Raw genomic sequence first — 23,461 nt, forward strand, 5'->3', positions numbered from 1 at the left:
GAAGCGTGAGGAAAGAGGAATGAAGATTACACCCTATCGGATTAAAAAGGGAATCAAATATTTCAGGCATTATGGGGCGAAGGCGTTTTTTAACCGTCTCCGGGATAAGATGGAGCCGGATCAGGTGCCTTACGGCCCCTGGTTTGAAAAGTACAGGGCAAAGGAAGAGGAACTGGCGCGTCAAAGGAGGCAGAGCAGGAAACTGCCCTGCCAGCCTTTGATCAGCGTGGTGGTTCCCTGTTATCAGACGCCGGAGAATTATCTGTTGGAAATGATGGATTCTGTGCGGAAGCAGTCTTATGAAAACTGGCAGCTTTGCCTGGTGGACGCAACGCCTTCGAACAAGGTGGAGACAAAGGTTCTGGCCTATTGCGAACGGCATCAGGAACAGCGGATTTCTTATAAACATCTGGAGGAAAATCTGGGAATTGCAGGAAACACCAACGCAGGCATTCAGGAAGCCCGGGGAGAATGGATTGGATTTTTGGATCACGACGATTTGCTGGCGCCGGAAGCATTCTACGAGATTGCAGCGCTGATTAATCGGGAGCCGGATGTGGAAGTGATTTATTCAGACGAAGATCAGGTGGAGGAAACCAGACAGGGGCTGAAACATAAAAAGCCCCATTTTAAACCGGATTTCAGTCCGGATTTACTGTGCTCCAACAATTATATCACTCATTTTCTCTGCGTGAAGCAAACCGTACTGCAGCAGGCAGGAGGATTTCGGAAGGAATTTGACGGCGCCCAGGACTATGATTTTATTCTCCGCTGCACAGAAGCGGCCAAAAAAACCGGCCATGTGCCCAGAGTTCTGTACCACTGGCGGGTGCACAGCAATTCCACCGCAGACAATCCTTTAAGCAAAACATATGCATATGAGGCGGGGCAGCGGGCCCTGGAGGAACATCTGGCAAGGACAGGGAGAAAAGGAACTGTAGAGCAGCTTCCCCATTTCGGTTTTTACCGGGTAAATTATACAGTGGAGGGAGAGCCTCTGGTGTCCATTTTGATTCCCAATAAAGATCAGGCCACAGTGCTTCGGCGCTGTCTGGAATCAGTACAGAAATCTTCGTATCAGAATTATGAGATTATTATTATTGAAAACAACAGCACAGAGCCGGAAACCTTTGCCTATTATCAGGAAATCTGCGCAGAGGGGAGACTGCCGGGCGGCCAGAGAATCCGCGTTGTGGTGTGGGAGCAGGAATTTAATTACTCTGCCATTAACAATTTCGGGGCGTCTTATGCAGAAGGCAGTTATTTTATCCTGCTCAACAATGATATAGAAATCATCACCCAAAGCTGGATCGAAGAGCTTTTAGGCAACTGCCAGAGACCGGAGGTGGGGATTGTGGGTGCGCGTCTGTATTATCCGGACAATACCGTGCAGCATGCCGGAATTGTGGTGGGAATTGACGGAATTGCAGCTAACATGTTTCCAGGGCTTCCCCGGGGCCGGGAAGGATATTACCACAAGGCGGCCATACAGTTGAATTACAGCGCGGTAACGGCGGCTCTGATGATGGTTTCCAGAGAAGTGTTTGAAGAGCTTCATGGATTAGAGGAAGAGCTTACGGTGGCCTTTAATGATTTGGATTTTTGTCTCAGGGCCGGGAAAGCCGGTTATCTGGTGGTGTACAATCCCTTTGCGGAGGCGTACCATCACGAGTCAAAGACCCGGGGCGCAGAGGACACCGAGGAAAAACTGCGGAGGTTTGGAAATGAAATTGAATTTATCCGCACCCGTTGGATTGATCTTTTAAAACAGGGAGATCCTTATTATAATCCTAATTTTTCACTGAAAAAATGTAATTATGCATTAAAACCGTGAGAAGGGTCAGTTCATCAGAACTGCAGCGAACAATCTTATCGTTTCGTCCTTAATTCAGATATTGGAACTTCGCTGCAGTATTAGAACTTGCCCTTTTTCCCATTCAATGCTACAATAGAGTGAATTGAATTTGGAAGTTAAGAAAATACAGAGTTGATTGTGAGAAGAAACCTATGATGAAAGTATTTATCTGCCCGGAATGCGGCAGCATTACAACAGTATCCAGGAGGAAAGGAATCAGCTGCCATAAATGCGGAGGAACGGAAATGATTCCCTCCAAGCTGACTTTTACGCAGTATACGGATATGGACGAGAAGCAGAGAAAGGACTACTCAGACAGCTGGCTGTACATACGGAATAAAATGAATAATCAGGACAGCAAATAGATACCTGAATGCCATATGGCAATATTAAGGAAACCCTAAAAGATACCTGAATGCCATATGGCAGAATTAAGGAAACCTTAAGATTGTATCCATTGTTTTCCTGGGGCAGAATTGTGTAAAATAATTCCGTATACTTTGGATAATGAGGACGAAAGATTATGTATAAGAGACAGAAAAAGAGCTGGGTAAAACATCTGGACTTCCTGATTGTGGATATTCTCTGCCTGGAGATTGCTTTTTACAGTTCCTGCCTGATCCGTCTGGGAAATATAAGAAGGCTGCCGGTTCTGCTTGATTATTACAACCGGCTGGCAGTTGTTCTGCTGTTGGTGGATATCTGCGTTGTATTTTTCTTTGAGGCGTATACCGGAATCCTGCGGAGAAATAAAGTGCAGGAATTAAAGGCGGTTCTGATGCACTGCTGTATTGTGTTTGCAACTGTTACCGTCTATGTATGGGCCACCAAGCAGTCGGAGATTTATTCCAGGCAGGTTATTTTGGGGTTCCTGGGCATTGCGGTGGTCATCGAGTATTTTTCCAGGTGTCTCTGGAAAATCAACATCCGGCAGCGGATGATCAAGGGAAAGAAATTTTCCCAGCTGCTTGTGGTGACGGAAGAGTGTTATGCAGAGGAATGCGTGTCAGATTTTCAGCATGACCGGTATAAGGAATTTGAAGTGATCGGCGTGGTGATTGTGGACAAGAACCGGATTGGAGATGAAATCTGCGGCGTTCCGGTGGTGGCCAGCGCTGACAGTTTTCTGGAATATGTGCGCGTCAATGTGGTGGATGAAATCTTTATCAACGGAAATACCAGAGAGAGCAGCGAGGCTCTGGCCAATGAGCTGTTGGAACTGGGGCTTACCGTCCACTTTAATCTGGTGCGGGAATCCAGGCTGATGCCCAATAAACTGGTGGAACGGTGCGGAAAATACATGGTATTGACCACCAGTATGAAAATTGCAACCACCCGGCAGGTGTTTATTAAGCGGTGTATGGATATTCTGGGGAGCCTGGTGGGGCTGTTTCTGACAGGAATTGCCTTACTGGTCTTTGCGCCGGTGATAAAATATCAGTCTCCTGGGCCGATTTTCTATGAACAGACCAGGATCGGGAGAAACGGCAGGAGATTCAAATTCTACAAATTCCGTACCATGGTTGTGGGAGCGGATCAGATGAAAGAAGAACTGATGGAGCAGAACGAAATGGATGGGCTGATGTTTAAGATGGAGGACGATCCCAGAATTTTCGGCATTGGAAAATTTATGAGAAAATATTCCATTGATGAACTGCCTCAGTTCTGGAACGTGCTGAAAGGGGACATGAGCCTGGTTGGGACAAGACCTCCCACGGAGGAAGAATTTGTGCAGTATGAGCTGCACCACAAAGCGCGGCTTGGCATCCGTCCGGGGCTTACCGGTATGTGGCAGGTCAGCGGCAGAAGCGATATTAAAAATTTTGAAGAGATTGTGGCACTGGACACCCAGTATATTTCCAACTGGACCCTGGGAATGGATGTCAGAATTTTATTTCGGACCATAGGGGTGGTGCTGACAGGTAAGGGATCGTCATGACAGATATTTCAATTACAATCGTAGCGTATAATAATGAAGAAGATGTGAGAAATGCGGTATGTTCCATTCTGGAATGTACCGCTGTCACTATTTCCAGGAAGTTATATCTTGTAGACAACAGCAGTCAGAAAAATTCCCTGAAAGAACTGGAACAGGAATACCCGGAGGTCACTTATCTGAATCCCGGGAAAAATCTGGGATTCGGCGCCGGCCATAATTACGTGCGTTCCATGCTGGACTCTAAGTTTCACGCCATTGTCAACCCGGATATTATTCTGACCCAGGACAGCCTTTCGATTCTGATGGATTTTATGGAGCGGATGGAATGCAAAATGGCAGTTCCCAGAATGACAGATGAAAAGGGAACGCTGCAGGCAGCCTACCGGCGGGAGCTGACGGTTTTAGATATGGGAATCCGCATGTTTCTGCCGTTTTGTTTCAGGAAACGGCAGGCTTACCATACCATGCAGGATATGGATTACCAAAAACCATTTCCGGTGCCCTTTGCCCAGGGCAGCTTTCTGGTTATCAGCACCGAATTATTTCAGCAAATCGGCGGGTTTGACCAGCGTTATTTTATGTATATGGAGGATGCGGATCTCTGCAGGCAGGTGAATAGACAAGACAGCCTCTGGTACTGTCCCGATACCACAGTGATCCATAAATGGGAGCGGGGTTCCCATAAAGATAAAAAACTGATGAAGATTCATATTGTATCCATGATACGGTATTTTCAGAAATGGGGGTGGAAATTGTGGTAGAAAATCCGCAGAAGGGAGCAGTCCGCGTTTCCGTCGCCATGGTGACCTATAACGGGGAACCTTATCTCAGAGAACAGATGGACTCTATTCTGAACCAGTTGGGAGAGTTGGATGAACTGGTGATTTCCGATGACGGATCGAAAGACCATACCCTTGAGATTCTTCGGGAATATCAGGCAAAAGACCCGAGAATCCGTCTGTGTTCCGGGCCTGGCCGGGGCATTAAGAAAAATGTGGAGCATGCGGTTTTAAAAACAGAAGGAAATTATATTATTCTGGCGGATCAGGACGATATCTGGCTGCCGGGGAAAATAGATAAAGCGCTGGAGGCATTTGAAAAATCAAACGCCATGGTGGTAATCCACGACGCCCGGGTGTTTGCAGGAGAAACCCCCGGCAATATTGTACTTGAATCCTTCTATCAATTCCGCAGTTCCGGAGCAGGTATTTGGAAAAATATGGTAAAAAACAGCTATATCGGATGCTGCATGGCATTTCGCCGGGAATTGAAGGAGCTGATTCTGCCCATTCCGGCTCAGATTGAAATGCATGATCAGTGGATTGGGATTCTGGGAGATTATGCGTCTGGAAAATCTTGTTTTCTGCCTGAAACGCTGTTACTCTACCGCCGTCATGGAGATAATAATTCCAGTATGAAACATTATGGAATTGGTAAAATGTTACGAAACCGTCTGGTGTTTTTCCGTTGCTTTTTCGTGAGAATTGTACATTTTCGACAGAAAAGGCATGGGTTTTTGGGAAATTTCAAGAAAAATAACGGTTGATAAATGGCTTGAAATATTATAAGATAAGTCATATGTATAAAACGTGCATAAAATGCAGGACGGATGAAGGATTGAAAAATCAAAAACAGATAGGGTGAAGGTATGGCGAATCAGAGCAGAACACAGGGGCGAAAGCCCATGAGTAAAAAGGAGAAAAAGAACAGAAGAAGAAAACGGAAAATCATTATTGTCATTATTGAATTGCTGATCCTGGCAGGCGTACTGGTCTGGATTTGGTTCAACGGGAAGATGGATAAACTGAATACGGACGTGACTTTTAAAGGGCAGGATGTGAGAGTGGAGCTTCCGGAGGAAACCCAGGACGTTCTGGGAGAATACACCACCATCGCGTTGTTCGGACTGGACAACCGGGATGAGAATTCTTACAACGGAGGAAATTCCGACGTTATTATGGTAGCCAGAATTGACAAGGATACCAAAGAAGTGCGGCTGGTGTCCGTTTACCGCGACACATTTTTGAAAATGGCGGATTTGAAGAATACGGATGCATACAGCAAGGCCAATGCAGCCTATGCAGTGGGCGGGCCGGAGCAGGCAGTGCGTATGCTGAATACCAATTTGGATCTGGATATCCAGGAATATGTTTCCTTTGATTTTTCGGCAGTGGCGGAAGCAGTGGATATTCTGGGCGGCGTAGAGGTTGAGATTACCAATGAAGAGGCGGGACACCTGAATAATTACTGTGTGGAAACGTCCAAGGTTACCGGCAAGAGTTATTCCTCCCTGCCGGGAGCGGGAACTTATAACCTGAACGGCGTGCAGGCTGTTTCCTTCGGCAGAATCCGTTACACCGCGGGAGATGATTTCAAGCGGACGGAACGGCAGCGTCTGGTTGTGGAGAAGATGGTGGAAAAGGCACTGGCCTCTGATGTGGGCACCATCAATGAGCTTATCGACAGTGTGTTCCCTAAGATTAAGACCAGTCTGTCCAAATCAGAAATACTCAGTCTTGCAAAAGACGCGTTTAATTATAAAATGGGAGAGAATGCCGGATTCCCCTTTGACATAGAGAATGAGGTGGTAAGCATTTCTTATCAGAAGGGCAGTCAGGACTGCGTCATTCCGGCGGATTTAGCTGCCAATGTGAAGCAGCTTCATGATTTCCTGTATGGAACCACCAGTTATCAGGTGACCGACAGTGTGCAGAGCATCAGCGACGAGATTGTGTACCGGACGGGAGTGCGGGCGCAGAAAGATTAATAACAGGAGGATTTCATATGTGTGGAATTGTAGGATATATCGGAGAATCACAGGCAGCGCCTGTTTTGTTAGACGGCCTGTCCAAGTTGGAATACCGGGGATATGACTCAGCGGGAATTGCCGTATACGATGGAGAAAACATCCGGGTACAGAAGGCGGCAGGACGGCTGAAGGTGTTGAGTGAGCTGACCCATGACGGCGCAACTATGCCGGGAAGCTCCGGGATTGGACATACGCGGTGGGCAACCCACGGGGCGCCTTCCAATCAGAACGCCCATCCCCACTACAATCAGGCGGAGACGATTGCAGTTGTACACAATGGAATTATTGAGAACTATCTGAAGCTGAGAAAACGGTTGGAAAAGAAAGGATATCAGTTCCAGTCGGACACCGATACGGAAGTAGTGGCTCATCTTCTGGACTATTATTACAAGGGCGATCCCGTTGAAGCCATTACCAAGATTATGCACAGGGTAGAGGGTTCTTATGCCCTGGGAATTATATTCCGGGAGCATCCCAAACAGGTATATGCAGTCCGGAAGGACAGCCCCCTGATTGTGGGCCGCGGCAAGGACGGAAACCTGATTGCCTCTGATGTGCCGGCGGTGCTTAAGTATACCAGAGAGGTATACTTTATCCAGAATGAGGAAATTGCAGTTTTAACGAAGGAATCCATAGATTTTTATAATGTGGACGGAGAGGATATTCAGAAGGAATCCACCACCATAGACTGGGATATCAATGCGGCGGAAAAAGGCGGCTATGAGCATTTTATGTTAAAAGAGATGTATGAGCAGCCCAAAACGGTGCGTGATACCTTAAATCCCAGAATTAAAGACGGCGCCATTGTGATTGAAGAGCTTGGCATGAGTGAGGAAGAGATCCGCGGAATCCGCAAAATCCACATTGTTGCCTGCGGCTCTGCCTATCATGTGGGCGTTACCGGCAAATATGTCTTTGAAGGCATGGCAAGAATTCCGGTGGAGGTGGATCTGGCATCGGAATTCCGTTATCGGAATCCCATTCTTTCGGGAGATGAACTGGTAATTATTATCAGTCAGTCGGGAGAAACAGCGGATTCTCTGGCTGCTTTAAGAGAAGCCAGGGATAAAGGGGTAAAGACCCTTGGAATTGTCAATGTGGTAGGCTCCTCCATTGCCCGGGAGGCTGATAAGGTCATGTATACCTGGGCGGGGCCGGAGATTGCCGTGGCCACCACCAAAGCGTACAGCGCCCAGTTGATTGCGGAATACCTTCTGGCGGTGAAATTTGCACAGGTACGGGGCCAGATAAGCGACGGGGAAGTGGCGGCATACCTGAAAGATTTGCAGAAGCTTCCGGAGCAGATAGAGATGCTTTTAAGCAATAAAGAGAGGATTCAGCATTTTGCCAACCGCTATATTGCGGCCAAGGACGTATTTTTTGTGGGAAGGGGCATTGACTATGCCATTTCTCTGGAGGGCTCTCTCAAGCTGAAGGAGATTTCCTACATTCATTCTGAAGCGTATGCGGCAGGAGAATTGAAGCACGGAACTATTTCCTTGATTGAAGATGGAACGCTGGTGGCGGCAGTGGTAACCCAGGAGGATTTGTATCAAAAGACCATCAGCAATATTGTGGAATTAAGCAGCAGAGGCGCCTTTGTACTGGCGGTGACCAATGCGGGGAACCATGAGATTGAGAAAGCGGCGGACTATGTGATTTACATTCCGCTGACCAATAAGTATTTTACCAATTCTCTGGCAATTATTCCGCTGCAGCTTTTCAGCTATTATGTGTCTGTGGGCAAGGGCTGCGACGTGGATAAGCCCAGGAATCTGGCCAAGTCTGTGACAGTAGAATAGAAACAGAGTGATGAAAGGGACTGTTCCGAAATCCGGGGGCAGCCCCTTTTTTATCACGTTTTTTTAAAATTGTTGTCACATTTCTGTCACAAATATTCCGTAAACTGCTTAATAGAAACGAAGCAGAGACAGACGCTGATTCAAAAGCGAAAGGAGAAGGCATTATGGATAACAATTTTAATGGAAATAATAACAGCGATAACAATAATAACTCAGATTCCTTATATTCATACAGTTATCTCAATCAGGAGAACCAGGAACGCAACCCGAATTATTACGAGAGACAGGAAGCCAATCAGCCGTTCACAGGAAATGAGAGAACTTACACAGCAGAACAGCCTGCAGGGAATGAGAGAACTTTCATCGCAGAACAGCCTGCAGGCAATGAGGGAGCCTATACCGCAGAGCAGGCTCAAGGCAATGAGAGAACTTATATTGCCGGAGAAGCTTCGGGCAAAGCTCAGGGAGCGCAAAGAGATGACAGCCAGTTTTACAATAGCGGGCAGTCCCAGGCTTCTTACAGCAGTCAGTGGAACCAGACTTCAGACAGCGGAAAGCAGAAAAAGAAAAAACAGAAATTTTCCGGAGAAAAGAAGCCGCATGGCTTTGGCGTGACACTGGGAAAATGCGCGGCCCTGGCGTTGGTATTCGGACTTGTTTCCGGTACGGTGTTTTATGGAACGGGACTTGCTTTTGAATATACCAAAGGCTCCGGAGCTGCAAAGCTGGAGACTACTGCAGGAGAAAACGGCAAAACAGACGGCACCACTTCAAGCGGTATTTCCGGAACCGGCGTCAGCACAGCAACCACCATTAATGATGTGACTGACATTGTGGAAAATGTAATCCCATCCATTGTATCCATTACAAATATGGGGCAGCAGGAAATGGGAAGAGATTTCTTCGGCCGCTCTTATATGCAGGATACTGAGAGCGCAGGCAGCGGAATTATTATCAGCCAGACAGAAAAAGAAATCTACATTGCCACCAATAATCATGTGGTAGCCAATTCCAGTCAGCTGACGGTGAACTTTGTGGATGACCAGTCTGTGACGGCAGAAATCAAGGGAGCAGACCCAAGCACTGATTTGGCAGTAATTTCCGTGAGAATTAAGGATATTCCGGCAGAAACACTGGAAAAAATAAAAGTAGCGACCCTTGGCAATTCTGAGAATGTCAAAATGGGTCAGAGCGCAGTGGCAATCGGAAATGCCCTGGGATATGGACAGTCTGTGACCACAGGAGTAATCAGCGCCCTGGATCGGGAGGTAACCGTACAGGATGAAAATACAGGAGCATCCATTACCAATGCCCTGATTCAGACCAGCGCGGCAATCAATCCCGGAAACAGCGGAGGCGCGTTGGTGAATATGAACGGAGAAGTGATTGGAATTAACTCTGTAAAATACAATGATACCAGTGTGGAAGGCATGGGATTTGCAATTCCCATTTCTGCAGCGGAGCCGATTATCAATGACCTGATTACAAGAGAAGTGGTAGACGAATCAAATTCTTCATATCTGGGCGTATCCGGACAGGATGTGACAGACGATTTATCAGAGAGTTTTGGAATCCCGGAAGGGCTGTACATTACTATGGTACAGGAAAACAGCGCTGCTGAAAGAGCAGGAATCAGGAAAGGAGACGTTATTACAGAATTTGACGGAAGAAAAATTCAGTCCATGGACGGTTTGAAAGAAATGATGCAGTACTATGCGGCAGGAACCGAAGTGGAGATTATCATTCAGACGAATCAGAACGGAGAGTGGCAGGAACAGAAGGTCACTGCAGTGTTAGGGAAAAAGAATAGCTGATTTTTTCTTTTAAAATACAGGAAAGTATGGTAAAATAAATACAAAAAACGAAAATGCCAATCTGGAAGAATCCGGATTGGCGTTTCGGCTTACAAAAGAGATTGCAGAGAAAATTGCTTTTGCGGCAGAAATAAGCCGGGAACTGCAGAATGGTCAGTTCCAAACAGGGAGGTTTCTGAAATGAGAAAGAAAAAAATCGTAATTGCTCTGGGACATGATGCATTAGGCACCACATTGCCGGAGCAGAAAAAAGCTGCCGGAAGAACGGCCCGGGCGGTGGCGGATTTTATCAGAGAAGATTATCAGGTGGTGATTTCCCACAGCAACGGCCCCCAGGTGGGGATGATTCACACGGCAATGGCGGAATTTTGCAGGATTTACCCGGAATATACGGCAACGCCCATGTCGGTATGCTCTGCCATGAGCCAGGGATACATTGGCTATGATTTGCAGAATGCCATCCGTACCGAGCTTCTGAACCGGGGAATTTACAAACCGGTGTCCACAATTCTGACCCAGGTCTGCGTTGATCCCTATGACGACGCGTTTTACCATCCCACCAAGGAGATCGGCCGTGTGATGACAGAGGAAGAAGCAGAGGCGGAAGAGAAGAAGGGCAATCATGTGGTGAAAACCAAGACGGGATACCGCAGAATTGTGGCTGCGCCGAAGCCTGTGGATATTGTGGAAATTGACGCAATCCGCGCATTATTGGAAGCAGATCAGATTGTGATTGCCTGCGGCGGAGGGGGAATTCCCGTGCTTGCCCAGGGACACAGGCTGAAAGGAGCAAGCGCCGTAATTGAGAAAGATTCTGCGGCGGCAAAGCTGGCAGACTTGATAGACGCGGACCGTCTTGTGATTTTAACCGGAGTGGAAAAGGCATGTCTGAATTTTGGAACCGGCCAGGAGGAACCTCTGGACGAAATGACCACGGCCCAGGCCAGAAGCTATATAGAAGAGGGACAGTTTGAAGCGGGCACCATGCTGCCTAAGATTGAAGCCGCCATTGAATTCATTGGAAATTCCGCAGTGCGCAGCGCATTGATTACCCGGTTGGAGCCTGCCGGGGAGAAAATGAAGCGAAATACGGGAACCGTAATACGGAAATAATTCCCGAAATAATAAAATCAGGAAAGGAAACTGTTATGAAAAATTTAAGAAAAACAAAGATTATCTGCACCTTAGGGCCATCCACAGACAAAGGCGAAGTATTGAAGCAGCTGATGTCAGAGGGAATGAATGTGGCCCGGTTTAATTTTTCCCACGGCACTCATGAAGAACAGGGAGAAAGGCTGAAGCAAGTCAGGAACATGCGGGAAGAGCTGAATTTGCCGGTGGCAACCCTGTTAGATACCAAGGGGCCGGAAATCCGCCTTCGGGATATCAAAGACGGCAAAACACAGCTTGAGGCAGGCCAGAAATTTACCCTGACGACAGAAGAAATTCTGGGAGATAAGGACAGAGTTTCCATTACGTATCAGGATTTGGTGAAGGATGTGGCGCCGGGATGCAGGATTCTCATTGACGACGGCCTGATTGAACTGGGAGTGGACGAGGTTACAGATACGGATATTGTCTGCCATGTGGTAAACGGCGGCATGATTTCCAATAAGAAAGGGGTTAATGTCCCAAATGTGGAATTGTCCATGCCCTATATCAGCGAAAAAGATTACGAAGATATCCTGTTCGGAATTGAAAATGATTTTGATTTCGTTGCGGCCTCTTTCGTCCGTACGGCAGATGACGTACTGGAGATCCGCAAGATTTTTGAAGAGAAGAACTGTAATAATATCAATATTATTTCCAAGATAGAAAATATGCAGGGCGTGGAAAATATTGACGAGATTATCCGGGTATCCGACGGAATCATGGTGGCCAGAGGAGATATGGGCGTGGAGATTCCGTTAGAGGACGTGCCGGTGATTCAGAAAATGATTATCAAGAAAGTTATCGACGCCGGAAAACAGGTAATTACCGCTACCCAGATGTTAGATTCTATGATGAAGAATCCAAGACCCACCCGTGCGGAGGCTACCGACGTGGCCAACGCCATCTATGACGGAACCAGCGCGATTATGCTGTCCGGAGAGACGGCGGCAGGTCTCTATCCGGTGGAAGCCTTAAAAACCATGGTGAAAATTGCAATCCGCACAGAGCAGGATATCAATTATACCGCCCGTTTTAAATCCCGGGAGAATCTCAGCAATCCGGATATTACCAACGCCATTTCCCATGCCACCTGCACCACGGCAAATGATTTGAAGGCAGCGGCTATTATCACAGTAACCCAGTCCGGCAAAACCGCCCGGATGATTTCCAAATACCGTCCGGACTGTCCCATTATCGGCGGAAGCATGTATCCCAAGGTATGCCGCCAGTTAAACCTTTCCTGGGGCGTTACGCCTCTGCATGTGGAACTGAAAGACGATGCGGACGAATTGTTTGATCATGCCGTAGATGCAGCCCAGGCGGCAGGACTTGTATCCATGGGAGACATTACAGTTATTACAGGCGGCGTTCCCTTAGGCGTGTCCGGAACCACCAATATTCTGAAAGTTCATGTGGCAGGCCATATTCTGGCTACCGGAACAGGCGTCAATGACAAAATTGTGTCTGCAAACCTCTGTGTCTGCAAAAATATCCAGGATTTGCGGAGAGATTTTAAATCGGGAGATATCATTGTTGCCAAAGAGACAAACAATGAGATGATGGAGCAGATTCGGTACGCTTCCGGCCTGATTGTAGAAGACGGCGGTTCCAATTCCCATGCTGTCATTGCAGGGCTGAGTTTGGATATCCCGGTAATTACGGATGCAGAGTACGCAGTTTCCATTTTAAAAACAGGGGCCTATGTGACCCTGAATGCCAAAGATGGAATTGTAAGCTGCAACCAGTAATTTTCCAGTCAGGGAGAATAAGGATGAAAAAATATAAATTATGGCTGCCGGTCTTACTGGCTGCGGTTCTGGCCTTTGGCGGCTGCGGCGGCAAGGGACAAAAAGCCGGAGGAGACGTATCTGATAAAACTGAGACTCAGGAGAATGGCGGGAGCTTCGAAAAACAGGAGACCTCCGAAAACGGGCCGTCAGAAGAAGAAAACAAGGATTCAGGGAATCAGGCTTCAGCGGAGGAAAACAAGAGCTCCGAAAACGGGCCGTCAGAGGAAGAAAACAAAGCTTCCGGGGATCAGGCTTCAGCGGGAGAGCCGTCCCCGGGACCAGCATTAAATGAAGAAACTGTGGTGCGTGCCAGAGAGGAAGTGGTAACAACTTCTTCTGTAAACATCCGGACCGCGCCTTCTACAGACAGCCAGGTATATCAGACTGTGGCCCGCAGAACAGAATTAATCCGCACTGCAGACGACGGAGTCTGGAGCGCTGTTGAAATCGACGGAAAAGAGTATTATGTTTCTTCAGAATATCTGAAATTAAAATCAGAAATGACAGACAACGGATATCTGGTAGTCATTGACGCAGGGCATCAGGGAAAGGGCAACAGTGAGCAGGAGCCCATCGGCCCGGGAGCTTCCGAGACGAAGCCCAAGGTGGCCAGCGGAACCTCCGGCTGTGTCAGCGGCCTGAATGAATATGAGCTTACCCTGACAGTGTCCCTGAAACTGCAGGAGGAACTGGAGGCCAGAGGCTATCAGGTGATGATGGTCCGCACCAGTCATGATGTGAATATCAGCAACAGTGAGCGGGCGGCAGTTGCCAACAATGCAGGGGCAGACGCATTTCTCCGGATTCATGCCAATGGTTCTGATGACAGCGGCGAAAACGGCATTCTCACCATCTGTCCCACCTCCGGCAATCCCTATATGGGCAGTCTCTACAGTCAGTGCAGGAGCCTTTCGGAATGCGTACTGGACGGGGCTGTCAATGCCACAGGAGCCAATAAGAAATATATCTGGGAAACGGATACCATGAGCGGCATTAACTGGTGCACCGTTCCGGTTACCATTGTAGAGATGGGCTTTATGACCAATCCGCAGGAGGACAGCCGAATGGCGGAGGATGGATATCAGAGTCAGCTTGCGGCAGGGATTGCGGATGGCGTGGACGCCTATTTTGGGAATTAAGTGTAATTATGGGAAATTCCCGGTATGGAACACGCCGCTTTGTTTAAAGGAGAGCATGATATGAAAAAATATACAAAAATCCCACGGAGCCTGTCTCTTCTGCTGGCGGCAGTTTTGCTTGCCGTTGGCTGCAGCGCAGGAAGCATGACGGTGCATGGGGCGCCGAAAACCACCCGGATCAAACTGAATTACAGCAAATATACGATGGCGGTGGGGGATAAGCGTACCTTAAAGGTGACATCCGTACAGCCTGCGGGCGCATCGAAAGATGTGGTCTGGCGTTCCTCCAATTCAAGCATCGCCAGAGTAAAGAAAATGCCCTACGGCGGAAAAGTCTATGCCAAAAAGAGCGGGACTGCCACGATTACAGCCAGATCCAAAAGCAATTCCAAGATTAAAGCCTCCTGCAGAATTAAAGTCTGCAGGGCAACGGAAAAAATAGAATTAAAATCCAAAAAATCCTGCACCCTGAACATGGGGGAGACAAAGCGGCTGAGCGTAAAGACAAAGCCGAAAAATCAGCCCGTCATCTGGAGGACCTCGGATCAGAAAGTTGCATCTGTTGACAGCAAAGGCAAAGTGACGGCGGTATCCCGGGGAACAGCCACTGTCACAGCCACATCCGGAGGGAAAACGGTGAAGGTGTCTGTAAAAGTAGAAGGGAACGGCCATCTGGTGGTGATTGATGCAGGCCATCAGGCCAGAGGAAACAGTGAGTCAGAACCCATCGGCCCCGGAGCGACTGAGCGGAAGCCCAAAGTAGCCAGCGGAACTTCCGGATGTGTCACAGGGCTCAGCGAATATGAGCTGAATCTGATGGTTTCCCTGAAATTGCAGGCAGTTTTGCAGCAGCGGGGATATGACGTTTTGATGATACGCACCAGTCATGACGTGAATATCAGCAACAGTGAACGGGCGGCCATTGCCAATCAGGCGGGGGCCCATGCCTTTATCCGAATTCATGCCAACGGCTCCTCCAACAGCAATGAAAACGGCATTCTGACCATCTGCCCCACCCCAGGAAATCCTTACATGGGTCATCTGTACAGCCAGTGCCGGAGACTTTCAGAGTGTGTACTGGACGGGGCTGTCAATGCCACAGGGGCCAATAAGAAATATATCTGGGAAACGGATACCATGAGCGGGATTAACTGGTGCACGGTTCCGGTTACCATTGTGGAGATGGGATTTATGACCAATCCGGATGAGGATCGCAGGATGGCGGACGACGGGTATCAGAATCAGCTGGCGGCAGGAATTGCAGATGGGGTGGATGCGTATTTTGGGTATTAAAAGCATAAATGCAGCAGACAGGAGAGCAGAATGAAACATTATTTTAAAATAGAAAAGTTTGGAAAAATTGAAAGCGCAAAGATAGAGACTGCTCCGCTTACTTTATTTGTGGGAGATAATAACAGTGGAAAAAGTTATCTCCTTTCTCTTCTGTGGGCTATTTATTCTGCAGATGAAACGTCTGTCCTTTTTTCAGGCTTGCCGGAACTGGAATGCAGCGCTTATACAGAAGTCTGCGGAGATATCAGTAATTTATTGCAGAATTCGGAAGAAGAACAGGCGATAGAAATATGTTCCGCTGAATTTTTGGAAGTGTTAAATGCTGCGTTAGAGAAAAATAAAGACAGATTTGTAGCGGAAATTTTCAATTCCGGGCAGGTGACGATTCAAAAACTTTCTGTAGAAATACAGGAGGAATTTGTCCTGCGCATAAAATGTGAGAAGAAAGAGAGACGCATGGAAATTTTCATTTCCCAGCCTGAAGGAAGAAGTGGGATTTCATTTCCCTTCGAGATGGTAGAAAAGAGCAGGGAATTTATAGTCAGCTTAATTTGCAGAGATATTTTATTAGGGCTTTTGAAGGGAAAAAGAGCTTATTGCAAAGACTCCAATGTCGTTTATCTTCCGGCGGCAAGAACAGGCTTTATGTTGGCAAAAAATGTAATCAATAAAGTGGGACGTCAGATGACCTATGATGTATCCGGTTTTTATGAGACAGAAAGTGAAGTGATGGAACCCTTTACCAAACCCATTATACGTTTTTTGGATGCATTGGAAAGTTTATCTTTGGGCCATAAATCAGAGTATGAGGAAATTGCGGCATGGATAGAACAGAAAATGGCGCATGGAAGTGTTCAGTATGGCAGCGAAGCAAACGGAAGTGAAATCTGCTATGTTCCAGATGGAAGCAGAACAAGCCTGCCTTTGCGCAGAAGTTCTGCCGTGGTAACAGAGTTAACTCCGTTATTGCTGTTGCTGAAATATAAGCGGAGACTGAAAGCTATTTGTTACGAAGAACCAGAGATGTGCCTGCACCCGCAATTACAGCAGGAGATGGGCAGGCTGCTGATACGTCTTGTGGGCAGCGGAATTTTTATGATTGCTACGACACACAGTGACATTATGATTCAGCATATCAATAATATGTGCAGGCTAAGTGAGAGGAATGTTCCAGGCGATTTTATGAAAAATCTGGGATTAGTTCCGGAGGATTTGATTAATGCCAAAAACGTGGCTGTTTATCAGTTTACAGATAAGGGAACTTCATCTTTAGTGGAACAGATACTTCCAGTCAGTGGGGAATTTAGAGTGGAGACATTTACAAATGCGCTGATGAAGATGTTAGAGCAGACATCAGAAGTTCAGGAATTTGAGGGGGAATAAAATGATTCCGTTGCATATAGAGGAAAAACTGCAGATGTTCCAATGTGAGAAATATGTGGTTTTAAGGGAAAAGGAACAGAAGGAGTTGGTGGAAAAGAGCAGGAGCGGAAAAGTAAAACTTACATTTACTGCATTGGGTGATACATTGATCCTGCTCTCTCCAGAATGTAATGTGCTTCCCTATTTGGATGAAAAACAAAAAGGGGCGACCTCCTGCGCGGATATTTTTATATACAGGCGGAGGGACGAGGGAACATGGGATTTGCATGTCATTGAGTTTAAGAAAACCATCAATACAGCATCTCTTGGAAAGTCAAGATGGCAGTTTATAATGGGAATTTATAATGCCCGTGCCGTTGCAGCGTTTTTGGGAATGGAACTGGAAAACATCTATTTATATTCCGGATACCGGAAAGATACCTTAGCTGATATGGAACATGCCTCCCTGATTGCGCTGCGTGCCAGCAATAACAGCAGCGCGTTAAAAGAAATAAAACAATGGAATAGCGGGAGGTGTGAATTAATATTGGATGGAAACAGCAGGGTTTTGGCCCTTCAGAAAATTCAATTGGATCAGGACGGGGAGGGGAGTCTTTCTATTTAACTGCATTTCACGCGATTTGCTCTTTCCGCAATGTGTTCCATGTAGCAGATATATTCACTTATCATAAAAACCTGTTCAGCAGACTGTCAATTCCCAGAAGCACAAAGGAAAGCAGCCCCCATCCCATAGAAAAACATGCCCAAAGCAAAACTAAAAGCTCCGCCAGATCTGGTTTCCCGGAGAACCATAAATATCCCATAGGAAGCAGTATCAGCAGGCCGAAAACAGTGGACAGCAAAACGCCCGCATAACCCAGATACGTCAGCTTTCCCATATCACGTTTCAAAATATCCTTTTCACACTGCATCAGCGTAAAGAACCGCTGATAAGGAGATTTTGCAGGGAAAGCTTTTACATATTTGTGCCCTCCCCGATAGGCTCTGTATTCGCATCCTGCAGACAGGGAAAAATACGAGCCGGCAAGACAGAAGGTAAGTTTGAGAATTGTAAGAATCATATGCAAATCTTTTCATGCCCCAGCAGCCATTCTTTGATATCCAGTCCTCCTGCATAGCCCACAAGGGCCCCGGTGCTCCCAATGACCCGGTGGCAGGGAATCACAATCATAATGGGATTGCGGTTGTTGGCCATGCCTACGGCCCGGCAGCCTTTGGGATTCTGAATCTGAAGAGCTATTTCTTTGTAGCTGCGTGTCTCTCCATAGGGAATCGTACACAGCGCATCCCAGACTTTTCTCTGGAACGGGGTGCCAACAGGCTGCAGGGGAAGCGTAAAAGCTTTCCGTCTGCCCTGGAAATATTCTTCCAGCTGCGACTTTGCCAGGGCAATCAGCGGCGTGTTCTTTTGCTCGGCCGAATCTATAGGGCGCTTGGCCGGTTTGGATATTTTTTCGGATAATTCCAGACCTGTAATCGCACCATTTTCCTCTGTCACCATCAGAATTCCCAGAGGGGAAGAATAATAATCAAAGTATTGCATGGCATGGCTTCCTTTCTTTATTATTAGCAATTAGTTCTGAGTGCTGTCTTTTTTCTTATACGAATCAGTATACAATAATATTCAGGAAAAGAAAAGGAGAATGTACAAATGAAAACTGCAGATTTAGAAACGTCCAGGGAATGCAATATCAGAATCCGAAGGCAGTTAGAGCAGCTTTCAGAAGAAAAGTTTCGGCAATTCACGGCAAAGCTGCTTCCGGGAACCGAACATATTCTGGGTGTGCGCCTGCCGGTTCTTCGGAAAATGGCGAAGGAGCTTGCTAAAGGAGACTGGAGAACGTATCTTTCCAATGCCTCTGACGGCAGCTATGAAGAAATTATGCTGCAGGGAATGACGTTGGGATACGCCAAAGGAAATCTGCAGGAAAAAAAGGAGTGCCTGGAGCGTTTCATCCCCAAAATAGACAACTGGTCAGTCTGCGACAGCGTATGTTCCACCATCAAAACAGCTCAAAGCCAGCCGGAGGAAATGTGGGAATTTCTGGGGCCGTATTTAAACAGCTCCGAGGAATTCCACATCCGCTTTGCGCTGGTGCAGCTTTTGGACTATTATGTAAATGAAACTTACCTTGGAAGGGTGCTGGAGGTTGTGCAGCAGGTGAAACAGGAATATTACTATGTTAATATGGCCCAGGCATGGCTGATTTCCATCTGCTACCGGGAATTCCCGAAAGAGACGCTGCCGGTTCTGGAACGCAACGCCCTGAATGATTTCACCCATAATAAAGCGATTCAGAAAATTACGGAATCTCTGAAAGTGCCGAAGGAGGGAAAGGAGCGGGTGCGCAGGCTGCGGCGGTAAAGCGCGGCGAATTTAGGAACGGTTCTTTGGACAGAGGTCTATCAAGTTTGGAGGGAGCAGAATGGTAATAGGAATTTGTGATGATAATGAATCAGATCTTTTAAGGATAGAGAGGTTTTGCGAGACATATATGAATGAGAACGGCGTTTGCTGCCAATATAAACGGTTTTCAGAGGGTGAGGAAGTGATTCAATATTGTAAAGACCCGGAGAATCCAATCATTCATTTGCTTTTTTTAGATGTGGAACTGCCTGGTATCAATGGCATTGATTTGAAAGAAAGAATTATGAAAAATAATTTAATCTACCGCATTGCATTTATAACAAATTACAAAGAAAATGTGTATCGCGCGTTTTCCCTGAAAACAATTGGATTTATTGATAAACCCTTTGCTCAGGAAGATATCTCTAAAATGATAAATCTCATGCAGGAAGAATTAAAGGACAATATTGTAATTGAGTATACAGGATATCATGGGGAAAAAATCAATGTTCCGATAGAAAATATTTTGTATTTTGAAGCAGATGGGAGCTATACAAAAATAGTTGCCTATGGACAAAATGGCGGCGCCTGCCAATTGATATCCCAGAAGCTGGGGCAAATCGAGAAAGAGATGAAAGAGTATGGCTTTATCAGGGTACATAAATCATATCTGGCGAATGCGGCGAATATGGTTGAGGCGGGAGAAAAAATTCGTTTCAGGGACAGCGGATTAACGATTCCGGTTGGGAGAAAATATAGAGAACAGGCGAGAAAATGCTGCCTGTTATTTGGAAAGGAACAAATGAGGAAACGCTTATGATAGGGGAAATCTTGCGCTTATTGGTATATCTATTTCTGGAAATCATGAATTGCTTTCTGGCTTACGTTTTGTTTTTTGGCGCAAAAGTCACAAGTTCCAGGAAAAAAATTATATTTTGTATAGGCAGTTTACTGATGCTCCATTGCTTTATTTTAATTGCATGGGATATGGAGGCTGCCAGCGCAACCCCCATGTTTACGATGATTCTGATTCCGATGTTTCTGTTTGAGGTTTTTGACATCCGTTATCTGTATATTTATCCTTTTGTTGCACTGGCGTCTTCCATTTTAGGAATCAACGCGTCTTATTTTCTGGAAATTGCTCTGGAACTGCCGGTTTCTGAGATTATTCACGGAAATTGGTATACAGTGATATGTCAGAGTGTGCCGACGATTGTGATGTTGATGATATATCTTTTGATTAAATTGAGAAAGTGCAGGCCTTTTCAAATTAATCTGGACTTAAAGCAGTATATTGTTCTTTACGCAGCCGCAATTGGATTGTTTTTTATGGTGGCGCCTATGCAGAGCATAGCAGAAGGCGATTTTGATGAGTGGAATATCAATGCTGTTGGAGCTGCTTCCTCTATTGGCTGTACGGTGCTTGTTTTTGTTACGATATGGCAGGGAGTTTCGGTCAAAAAAGAAACTGAACAGAAAGAAAAGAGCGTCATGTTTGAGAAATATCTGAGCATCCAAAGGGAATACTATGAAAGTTTACTGTATCAGGAAGAAAGAATGAGGAGATTTTACCATGATATGAACGCGCATATTACAGCATTGCAAGCCTATGCGTCAAACCAGGAAATAGAAAATCTGCAGATATATTTAAGCAGAATAAGCTCAGAGTCAGCGATTGATTATGTACATAAATTTACTGGAAATAAAATTGTGGACGCGCTTATTACAAAGCTGAAAGAAGATGCGGAGCAAAAAGATATTTTGTTTGAGGTTCAGGGATATTTGCAGGAAGAATCGGCTGAAAAATCATATGATTTATGCACCATAATTTCAAATCTTCTGAAAAATGCAATAGAAGCCTGTGAGGAAATAGACGTTCCGGAGAATAGAAACATTTCCTTAAAAGCAAACATGTATGAAAAAAGAATCTGCATCATTGTAAAAAACAGCGTAAAAGAAAGAGTGAAATTAAAGGAAAAATTTCCGGTAAGAACAAGAGAAGCCGGCATTTATCATGGCTTGGGATATGGAAATCTAGAAGCTACGGTTCAGAAGTATGATGGCATAATCGAATGCCGCGCGGATGAAAAAGAATTTGAAGCGGAAATTGTAATATAAAATGTATGCAGAAAAAAGCGATTTGTGTCGTTCATGGGTGGAAAAGTGTCGTTCATGGAACATGAGTTGCTTTTTTTGTGTAAATATAATATCGTTTGAGTCAGGAAGTGAGGTGATTAAAAATGATATATATTCTGGATTGGGATTGGAACTTGAAATTGTTTAGATAAGTCTATACTATACCCTTTAGTTTTAAATGGGGTATAGTATAGAATAAATATTCAATGGATTAATATTTTTTAGGAGAATAGAATATAGCAACAGTATAGAGTGAGGGGGTTCATAGAAATGAGAAAAGTAAGTCATTTTATTCAAAACTGTGAATGGAATGAAATTTTGAGGATTTTTGGGGATGGTCGTAACAATACAACTAGAAAACAATAAGTGTTAAAGAGGGAAAATGATTAAATACATACAAATTAGACAAATTGTTGCAATTAGTCTAGTACTCCATCTGGCCAGAAATTACAGTTGTGCTCTGCCTGCTCCGTACCATTGTGGTGTTAAAATTTCTAGTCGATGGAACATATCGCCGTCAAAATTGTGCTTTGCAATGGCACGAATCATGCAAAGCACAACTGTAATTTCTAACCGGATGGAGTGCTAGTGCGTTATAGAATTGGTGCTATGACATGCTAAATTGAGAAAATCGAAAGGAGGTGAAAGTTATGGCAAATCAGTTTGAAACAATTGAGGAACTTCTTGGAAATGAGACAGAACCAGATATGAGACACTGTGTATGGATGGAGTAGTTTTTATGTTATTCATGTGTGAGGAATAGCAAATTATTCAGTGAATGGGGCTGTCGGGAAATGGTAAATTTCTACAATATATAGCTGTGAACCGTTAAATTTCGTAACAATATATTGTATGTAAATTTCATTTTCCGACAGCCTCATTTTTGTTAAGGATTTTTAATTTTTTAGGACGCTTGGCCAAATAAATTTTGACGTGTTATTTACTCAAACTTACCTTGGGGATTTCCGATGGAAATCCTTGAGAATATTGTATAATTTAACCATAAAAATGGTACATTGACAATAAAAAGCACTGCTCTATGGTATCATAAGATTAGCCAAAATTCAAATCTCACTGAAGAAGAGCGCCTGATTTTATGATACAACATAACGGAGCAAAAGAAAAACCCATCACGAACTTAACATGAGTTTTATTGCCGCCATCAAGGAACTTGACATAAGCGGGGATGTAGCCTTTATCGGTATCTAGGCTGCAAGAAGCTAAAAAGTTAAGGAAAGGAATATGGTGCTTAAATTATTTGCATCATGATTGAAGTGTATGAAGAAAGATTATAATCTATATTATTCTAGTAGAATTATAAGTGGAATAGGAGATGCGCTACAGGATATTGCAGTAATTACAATAATTGCGCTATTTACTAATTCAGCGGCTATTTCTGGACTTGTTGTTGCATCAAATGCATTGGTAAGAATTATATGTTCTCTTTTTGCAATTAGTAACACGTATGTGAAAGATTGTAAGAGGGTTCTGACGTATTTAAATTATTTATATGCGTTTATTACAGGTTTGTTTTATGTGTTTTTAATATTTGATACTCCATTACTGGTATTGAAAATAAGTGTTGTATCTTACGAAACAATATGTAGTTTAATCTATACTTTTTATAAAATATATCAAGATATGATAGTAAAGGAAGTGTCAGATAACAATGAAAAAATTGCAAGGTTGTATGCTACGGACAATGTAATAAAAGTTTCAACTTCACTTATATCAACAATTTTACTAATTATTATGTCTTATAAAGGATTTTTAGTTATAAATGCAATATCCTTCTTGATTTCTGGAGTTATTGTTTCTAAGTTAAAAGTGGATATGTCAATGAATAAGACACAGCTAAAGAAGAGTGGGCATTTTAAAGTAATAAATAATATAAACACCAGTTTACAACTATTATAAATAGTGCTCCTTTTGCTGAACAAGGTATTTTAAGGCTTTCATAAGGGCAGATGATTTTATTATACTTTCGCTCTTTTTCACGAAA

General features: G+C 45.1%; 20 protein-coding genes. 18 read left to right on the plus strand and 2 right to left on the minus strand.

Annotation, left to right across the window (positions count from 1 at the left end; genetic code table 11):
- Positions 1 to 19 precede the first annotated feature (19 nt).
- The 14 genes from ACTO17_RS13335 (at position 20) to ACTO17_RS13400 (ending at position 17,580) form a co-directional block, all read left to right on the plus strand.
- Complete coding sequence (locus ACTO17_RS13335) at positions 20 to 1,834, plus strand: glycosyltransferase family 2 protein (RefSeq protein ID WP_482558275.1); 1,815 nt, start codon at positions 20 to 22, stop codon at positions 1,832 to 1,834.
- Between the two features lie 173 nt (positions 1,835 to 2,007).
- The gene (locus tag ACTO17_RS13340; RefSeq protein WP_482558276.1) at positions 2,008 to 2,220 is read left to right on the plus strand and encodes a DNA-directed RNA polymerase subunit M; all 213 of its coding nucleotides are present in this window, start codon (positions 2,008 to 2,010) and stop codon (positions 2,218 to 2,220) included.
- A gap of 158 nt (positions 2,221 to 2,378) precedes the next feature.
- Positions 2,379 to 3,794: a sugar transferase gene (locus ACTO17_RS13345; protein ID WP_482558277.1), complete on the plus strand. Its 1,416-nt coding sequence runs from the start codon at positions 2,379 to 2,381 to the stop codon at positions 3,792 to 3,794.
- A complete protein-coding gene (locus ACTO17_RS13350) occupies positions 3,791 to 4,555 on the plus strand; it encodes a glycosyltransferase family 2 protein (RefSeq protein ID WP_482558278.1) in 765 nt (254 codons plus the stop codon). Before ACTO17_RS13345 ends, ACTO17_RS13350 begins: the two co-directional genes overlap by 4 nt.
- On the plus strand, positions 4,549 to 5,340 hold the full coding sequence (locus ACTO17_RS13355) for a glycosyltransferase family 2 protein (RefSeq protein WP_482558279.1): 792 nt from the start codon (positions 4,549 to 4,551) through the stop codon (positions 5,338 to 5,340). Before ACTO17_RS13350 ends, ACTO17_RS13355 begins: the two co-directional genes overlap by 7 nt.
- A 138-nt stretch (positions 5,341 to 5,478) precedes the next feature.
- On the plus strand, positions 5,479 to 6,561 hold the full coding sequence (locus tag ACTO17_RS13360) for an LCP family protein (protein ID WP_482558280.1): 1,083 nt from the start codon (positions 5,479 to 5,481) through the stop codon (positions 6,559 to 6,561).
- Positions 6,562 to 6,578: 17 nt separating this feature from the next.
- On the plus strand, positions 6,579 to 8,405 hold the full coding sequence (glmS, locus tag ACTO17_RS13365) for a glutamine--fructose-6-phosphate transaminase (isomerizing) (protein ID WP_482558281.1): 1,827 nt from the start codon (positions 6,579 to 6,581) through the stop codon (positions 8,403 to 8,405).
- A 164-nt stretch (positions 8,406 to 8,569) separates the two neighbouring features.
- On the plus strand, positions 8,570 to 10,219 hold the full coding sequence (locus ACTO17_RS13370) for a S1C family serine protease (RefSeq protein WP_482558282.1): 1,650 nt from the start codon (positions 8,570 to 8,572) through the stop codon (positions 10,217 to 10,219).
- Positions 10,220 to 10,399: 180 nt separating this feature from the next.
- A complete protein-coding gene (arcC, locus tag ACTO17_RS13375) occupies positions 10,400 to 11,332 on the plus strand; it encodes a carbamate kinase (protein ID WP_172535805.1) in 933 nt (310 codons plus the stop codon).
- A gap of 35 nt (positions 11,333 to 11,367) precedes the next feature.
- The gene (pyk, locus tag ACTO17_RS13380) at positions 11,368 to 13,119 is read left to right on the plus strand and encodes a pyruvate kinase (RefSeq protein ID WP_172535806.1); all 1,752 of its coding nucleotides are present in this window, start codon (positions 11,368 to 11,370) and stop codon (positions 13,117 to 13,119) included.
- A 23-nt stretch (positions 13,120 to 13,142) separates the two neighbouring features.
- Positions 13,143 to 14,300 (plus strand): N-acetylmuramoyl-L-alanine amidase, encoded by a 1,158-nt coding sequence (locus ACTO17_RS13385; protein WP_482558283.1) that lies wholly within the window; start codon positions 13,143 to 13,145, stop codon positions 14,298 to 14,300.
- 60 nt (positions 14,301 to 14,360) lie between these two features.
- The gene (locus tag ACTO17_RS13390) at positions 14,361 to 15,593 is read left to right on the plus strand and encodes an N-acetylmuramoyl-L-alanine amidase (RefSeq protein ID WP_482558284.1); all 1,233 of its coding nucleotides are present in this window, start codon (positions 14,361 to 14,363) and stop codon (positions 15,591 to 15,593) included.
- Positions 15,594 to 15,623: 30 nt separating this feature from the next.
- Positions 15,624 to 16,976 (plus strand): AAA family ATPase, encoded by a 1,353-nt coding sequence (locus ACTO17_RS13395; RefSeq protein WP_482558285.1) that lies wholly within the window; start codon positions 15,624 to 15,626, stop codon positions 16,974 to 16,976.
- Position 16,977: 1 nt separating this feature from the next.
- Positions 16,978 to 17,580, plus strand: a complete 603-nt coding sequence (locus ACTO17_RS13400; protein WP_482558286.1) for a hypothetical protein — start codon at positions 16,978 to 16,980, stop codon at positions 17,578 to 17,580.
- 61 nt (positions 17,581 to 17,641) lie between these two features.
- Here ACTO17_RS13400 and ACTO17_RS13405 read toward each other — a convergent pair whose 3' ends face one another.
- On the minus strand, positions 17,642 to 18,037 hold the full coding sequence (locus ACTO17_RS13405; RefSeq protein WP_172535811.1) for a hypothetical protein: 396 nt from the start codon (positions 18,035 to 18,037) through the stop codon (positions 17,642 to 17,644).
- Positions 18,034 to 18,519, minus strand: a complete 486-nt coding sequence (locus ACTO17_RS13410; RefSeq protein WP_482558287.1) for a methylated-DNA--[protein]-cysteine S-methyltransferase — start codon at positions 18,517 to 18,519, stop codon at positions 18,034 to 18,036. Before ACTO17_RS13410 ends, ACTO17_RS13405 begins: the two co-directional genes overlap by 4 nt.
- Before the next feature lie 108 nt (positions 18,520 to 18,627).
- Here ACTO17_RS13410 and ACTO17_RS13415 point away from each other — a divergent pair, with 108 nt between their 5' ends.
- The 4 genes from ACTO17_RS13415 (at position 18,628) to ACTO17_RS13430 (ending at position 23,376) form a co-directional block, all read left to right on the plus strand.
- Positions 18,628 to 19,341, plus strand: coding sequence for a DNA alkylation repair protein (locus tag ACTO17_RS13415; RefSeq protein WP_482558288.1), 714 nt, complete (start codon positions 18,628 to 18,630; stop codon positions 19,339 to 19,341).
- A gap of 61 nt (positions 19,342 to 19,402) precedes the next feature.
- Complete coding sequence (locus ACTO17_RS13420; protein ID WP_482558289.1) at positions 19,403 to 20,143, plus strand: LytR/AlgR family response regulator transcription factor; 741 nt, start codon at positions 19,403 to 19,405, stop codon at positions 20,141 to 20,143.
- Positions 20,140 to 21,441, plus strand: a complete 1,302-nt coding sequence (locus ACTO17_RS13425) for a sensor histidine kinase (RefSeq protein ID WP_482558290.1) — start codon at positions 20,140 to 20,142, stop codon at positions 21,439 to 21,441. The genes ACTO17_RS13420 and ACTO17_RS13425 overlap by 4 nt, the downstream gene beginning before the upstream one ends.
- Positions 21,442 to 22,737: 1,296 nt before the next feature.
- Positions 22,738 to 23,376: an MFS transporter gene (locus tag ACTO17_RS13430; protein WP_482558291.1), complete on the plus strand. Its 639-nt coding sequence runs from the start codon at positions 22,738 to 22,740 to the stop codon at positions 23,374 to 23,376.
- Positions 23,377 to 23,461: the final 85 nt, after the last annotated feature.

The organism is Petralouisia sp. (genome assembly GCF_056822245.1).

What these genes read in the sequence shown, in the direction of transcription:
- ACTO17_RS13335 (WP_482558275.1), top strand. Translation starts at nt 20, where the DNA reads ATGAAGATTACACCCTATCGGATTAAAAAGGGAATCAAATATTTCAGG.
- ACTO17_RS13340 (WP_482558276.1), top strand. Translation starts at nt 2,008, where the DNA reads ATGATGAAAGTATTTATCTGCCCGGAATGCGGCAGCATTACAACAGTA.
- ACTO17_RS13345 (WP_482558277.1), top strand. Translation starts at nt 2,379, where the DNA reads ATGTATAAGAGACAGAAAAAGAGCTGGGTAAAACATCTGGACTTCCTG.
- ACTO17_RS13350 (WP_482558278.1), top strand. Translation starts at nt 3,791, where the DNA reads ATGACAGATATTTCAATTACAATCGTAGCGTATAATAATGAAGAAGAT.
- ACTO17_RS13360 (WP_482558280.1), top strand. Translation starts at nt 5,479, where the DNA reads ATGAGTAAAAAGGAGAAAAAGAACAGAAGAAGAAAACGGAAAATCATT.
- glmS (WP_482558281.1), top strand. Translation starts at nt 6,579, where the DNA reads ATGTGTGGAATTGTAGGATATATCGGAGAATCACAGGCAGCGCCTGTT.
- ACTO17_RS13370 (WP_482558282.1), top strand. Translation starts at nt 8,570, where the DNA reads ATGGATAACAATTTTAATGGAAATAATAACAGCGATAACAATAATAAC.
- arcC (WP_172535805.1), top strand. Translation starts at nt 10,400, where the DNA reads ATGAGAAAGAAAAAAATCGTAATTGCTCTGGGACATGATGCATTAGGC.
- pyk (WP_172535806.1), top strand. Translation starts at nt 11,368, where the DNA reads ATGAAAAATTTAAGAAAAACAAAGATTATCTGCACCTTAGGGCCATCC.
- ACTO17_RS13385 (WP_482558283.1), top strand. Translation starts at nt 13,143, where the DNA reads ATGAAAAAATATAAATTATGGCTGCCGGTCTTACTGGCTGCGGTTCTG.
- ACTO17_RS13390 (WP_482558284.1), top strand. Translation starts at nt 14,361, where the DNA reads ATGAAAAAATATACAAAAATCCCACGGAGCCTGTCTCTTCTGCTGGCG.
- ACTO17_RS13395 (WP_482558285.1), top strand. Translation starts at nt 15,624, where the DNA reads ATGAAACATTATTTTAAAATAGAAAAGTTTGGAAAAATTGAAAGCGCA.
- ACTO17_RS13400 (WP_482558286.1), top strand. Translation starts at nt 16,978, where the DNA reads ATGATTCCGTTGCATATAGAGGAAAAACTGCAGATGTTCCAATGTGAG.
- ACTO17_RS13405 (WP_172535811.1), bottom strand. Translation starts at nt 18,037, where the DNA reads ATGATTCTTACAATTCTCAAACTTACCTTCTGTCTTGCCGGCTCGTAT.
- ACTO17_RS13410 (WP_482558287.1), bottom strand. Translation starts at nt 18,519, where the DNA reads ATGCAATACTTTGATTATTATTCTTCCCCTCTGGGAATTCTGATGGTG.
- ACTO17_RS13415 (WP_482558288.1), top strand. Translation starts at nt 18,628, where the DNA reads ATGAAAACTGCAGATTTAGAAACGTCCAGGGAATGCAATATCAGAATC.
- ACTO17_RS13420 (WP_482558289.1), top strand. Translation starts at nt 19,403, where the DNA reads ATGGTAATAGGAATTTGTGATGATAATGAATCAGATCTTTTAAGGATA.
- ACTO17_RS13425 (WP_482558290.1), top strand. Translation starts at nt 20,140, where the DNA reads ATGATAGGGGAAATCTTGCGCTTATTGGTATATCTATTTCTGGAAATC.
- ACTO17_RS13430 (WP_482558291.1), top strand. Translation starts at nt 22,738, where the DNA reads ATGAAGAAAGATTATAATCTATATTATTCTAGTAGAATTATAAGTGGA.